A 3,887-nucleotide genomic window follows, 5' to 3' on the forward strand; every position below is an offset into this window, starting at 1 on the left:
GCACACACCCGATCAAAGGCATCCGCGTACACCGGGAAACGGTCGTACAACTCCCGACCCATACCCGGCCGCTGGGCGCCCTGACCCGTGAACAACACCGCCCGACGACCCGACGACACCTGACCAGCCACCACGCCCGGAGCAACCAGCCCCTCAGCCAACGCCGCCAACCCCGCACACAAATCACCGGCCGTGGAACCCAACACCACCGCCCGATGATCGAGAGCGGCCCGAGACGTGGCCAGGGACCAGCCGACATCCATGAGGGACAGATCGTCGCGCTCCCGTGCGTACTCGGCCAACCGGTCCGCCTGCCCGGCCAGGGCCGGCCCCGACCGCGCCGACACCAACCATGGCACCACCGGCAGGTCGACACTCGTCGCCGGCTGCCCGCCGGGGTTCTCCACGGCCGGCAGTGCGACGACCGACGCCGTCAGCCTGGTCCTGTCCGGTTGCCCGTCGAGCGACTCCGGCTGATCGACGACCGCTGCCGCCTGCCCGGCGTCCGGCTGCGGCTGCGGCTGCGGCTGTTCGACGATGACGTGGGCGTTGGTGCCGGAGATGCCGAACGACGACACCGCCGCCCGACGCGGCCGATCCACCGCCGGCCATGACCGAGGCTCGGTCACCAGCGTGACTGCTCCCGAGGTCCAGTCCACCTTCGACGAGGGCGCGTCCACGTGCAGGGTCGCCGGCACCACACCGTGCCGCATGGCGAGCACCATCTTGATCACCCCGGCCACCCCCGCCGCCGCCTGGGTGTGCCCGATGTTCGACTTCACCGACCCCAGCAACAACGGCTCACCGCCGTCGCGGCCCTGCCCGTACGTCGCCAGCAAGGCCTGCGCCTCGATCGGATCACCCAGGGTCGTGCCGGTGCCGTGCGCCTCGACGGCGTCCACGTCCGCCGTGCTCAGCCCGGCGTTGGCCAGGGCCTGCCGGATCACCCGCTGCTGCGCCGGCCCGTTCGGCGCGGTCAACCCGTTCGACGCGCCGTCCTGGTTGACCGCGCTGCCGCGCAGCACCGCCAGGACCCGGCGGTTGTCCCGCCGGGCGTCCGACAGGCGCTGCACCAGCAGCACGCCGACGCCCTCACCCCAGCCGGTGCCGCCGGCCGAGTCGGCGAACGAGCGGCAACGCCCGTCGGCGGACAGCCCTCGCTGCCTGGAGAACTCGACGAAGGCCCCCGGGGTGGCCATGACCGTCACGCCGCTCGCGAGGGCCAGGTCGCACTCTCCCGCGCGCAGCGACTGCGCCGCCAGGTGCAACGCCACCAGCGACGACGAACACGCCGTGTCCACGGTGACCGCCGGCCCCTCGAACCCGAACGAGTACGCCACCCGCCCCGACAGTACGCTCGCGGAGGCGCCGGTCGCCCCGTAGCCGGCGAGGCGTTCCCCGCCGTGCCGGATGAGGTTGTCGAAGTCCTGCCCGTTGGTGCCGGCGAAGACACCGACGCGGCCGCCGCGCAGCGAGAGCGGGTCGATCCGGGCGTCCTCGATCGCCGCCCAGGACACTTCCAGCAGCAGCCGCTGCTGCGGGTCCATGGCGACCGCCTCGCGCGGGGAGATACCGAAGAACTCCGCGTCGAACGCCCCCGCGTCGTCGAGGAACGCCCCCTGCGTCACGTACGACGCGCCGGGGTGGTCCGGGTCGGGGTGGTGCAGCGCGGCCAGGTCCCAGTGCCGGTCGGCCGGGAAGTCGGACATCGCGTCGACGCCGTCGGCGAGCAGCCGCCAGAACTCCGCCGGCGATCCTGCCCCGGCGGGGAACCGGCAGCCCATGCCGACGATGACGATCGGATCGTCGTCGGCGGGCCGTACCGTCGGGGTCCGCGTCGCGGGCAGCGCCGCCCCACCGAGCAGTTCGGTGCGGATGTGCGCCGCCAGGGCGGTGGGGTTGGGGTGGTCGAAGGCGAGCGTGGCGGGCAGGGTGAGGCCGGTCGCGACGTCGAGCCGGTTGCGCAGTTCGACGGCCGTGAGGGAGGTGAAGCCGAGGTCCCGGAACGCCCGCGCGGCCGGCACCTGGTCGGCGCTGCCGTGCCCGAGCACCGCGGCGACCTCGGCGCGCACCAGGTCGCGCAGGGCGGTGAGCTGCTCGGCCTCGGTGAGTCCGGCGAGGCGCTGTCGCAGGGCACCGCCGCCGGTGGCCCGGTCGGCGGTGGCGGCGTCGGTGACCTGCGGCGCGGTCAGCAGGTCCCGCAGCAGCGGGTCGGGGCGCCGGGCGGCGGCGTGGGCGGCCACCCGGTCCCAGTCGACGTCGGCGACCACGAGGTGGGTCTCGTCGTGGTCCAGGGCCCGGGTGAGCGCGCGGACGGCCGTCGCGGGGTCCATCGCCCCGATGCCGGTGCGGGCCATCCGGCGTTCGAAGTCGCCGGCGCTGACCCCGCCGTCGGCCCACAGGCCCCAGGCGATCGAGGTGGCGGGCAGCCCTTCGGCGCGGCGGCGTCGGGCGAGGGCGTCGAGCCAGGCGTTGCCGGGGGCGTAGTTGGCTTGCCCGGGGCCGCCCATGGTGCCGGCCAGGGACGAGAACAGCACGAACGCCGACAGGTCGTGGTCGCGGGTCAGCGCGTCGAGGTTGCCGGCGGCGGTGACCTTCGCCCGTAGGGCGGTGGACATCTGCGCGACGGTGAGGGTGTCGACGACGGCGTCGTCGAGCGCCGCCGCGGTGTGCACGACGGCGGTGAGCGGCAGGTCGGCGGGCACAGTCGCCAGCAGGTCGCGCAGGGCGTCACGGTCGGCCACGTCGCAGGCGGCGACGGTGACCCGGGCACCGAGCGCGGTCAGTTCCTCGGCGAGGGCGGCGGCGCCGGGCGCGTCGGGGCCGCGCCGGCTCACCAGCAGCAGGTGGTCGGCGCCGGCTGCGGCGAGGGCGCGGGCGACGTGACCGCCGAGGGCGCCGGTCCCGCCGGTGACGAGTGCGGTGCCGCGGGGGGTCCAGCCGCGACCCGGGCCCGCCGACTGGCCGGCGCGGACCAGCCGCCGGGCGTACGGGCCGGTGGCGCGCAGCGCGAGCTGGTCCTCCGCGTGCTCGCCGCCGAGCAGCCGGCGCAGCAGTCGTACGCCGCGTGGGTCGGCCGTGGTGGGCAGGTCGAGGAGGCCGCCGAAGCGGTGCGGGTGCTCGGCGCGCAGTACGCCGCCGAAGCCCCAGAGCGTCGCCTGGTCGGGGTCGACGGGCTGGTCGCGGGGGTCGACGGAGACCGCGCCCCGGGTGGCGATCCAGAGTCGGGCGGGGATCCCGGCGTCGCCGAGGGCCTGGGCGAGGGTGACGGTGCCGGCGAGGCCGGCCGGCACGGAGGCGGCGTCGGGGTGTGCTCCGGGCGTGAGGCCCAGCAGCGACAGGACGGTGTCGGGGCGCTCCTGCGGGTCGGCGTACGCCTCGGCGAGGTCACGGGCGAGGCTGGTGCGGTCCTGGCCGGTGGCCACCGGCAGCACCCGTACGCCGGGCGCGGCGAGCGCCGCGGCCCACTCCCCGGCGGTCCCGGCCGGGTCGGCGGGTACGACGAGCAGGAGGTCTCCGACGTCCTGCCGCTGGCTGTCGGGGAGCGGTTGCCAGGCGACCCGGTACCGCCACGAGTCGAGGGTCGATTCGGCGTCGCGGCGGCGTCGCCACGCCGACAGGGCGGGCAGCACCGCGCCGAGCGGGGCCTCCGGGTCGACGGCGAGGGTGGTGGCGAGGGCTTCGACGTCCTGGTTCTCGATGACCTGCCAGAATGCGTCGTCGTCGGATGTGGTGCGACCGCCGTCGACGCCGTGGGTTCGGGTGCGGGCCTCCAGCCAGTAGCGCCGGTGGTGGAAGGCGTAGGTGGGCAGGTCGACGGTGCGGGGCCGGTGACCGGTGTGGGTGAACCAGGCCGCCCAGTCGACGGGGGTGCCGGTGACGTGCAG

The 3,887-nt window shown here is 75.6% G+C and carries 1 protein-coding gene; it reads right to left on the minus strand.

Features of this window, described 5'->3' with window-relative positions; all coding sequences use genetic code 11:
- A partial coding sequence (locus GA0070560_RS27870) for an SDR family NAD(P)-dependent oxidoreductase (protein ID WP_139131638.1) occupies positions 1–3,887 on the minus strand: 3,887 nt, incomplete at both ends.

Source organism: Micromonospora halophytica, assembly GCF_900090245.1.
In the GTDB taxonomy this organism is placed as follows: Bacteria; Actinomycetota; Actinomycetes; order Mycobacteriales; family Micromonosporaceae; genus Micromonospora; species Micromonospora halophytica.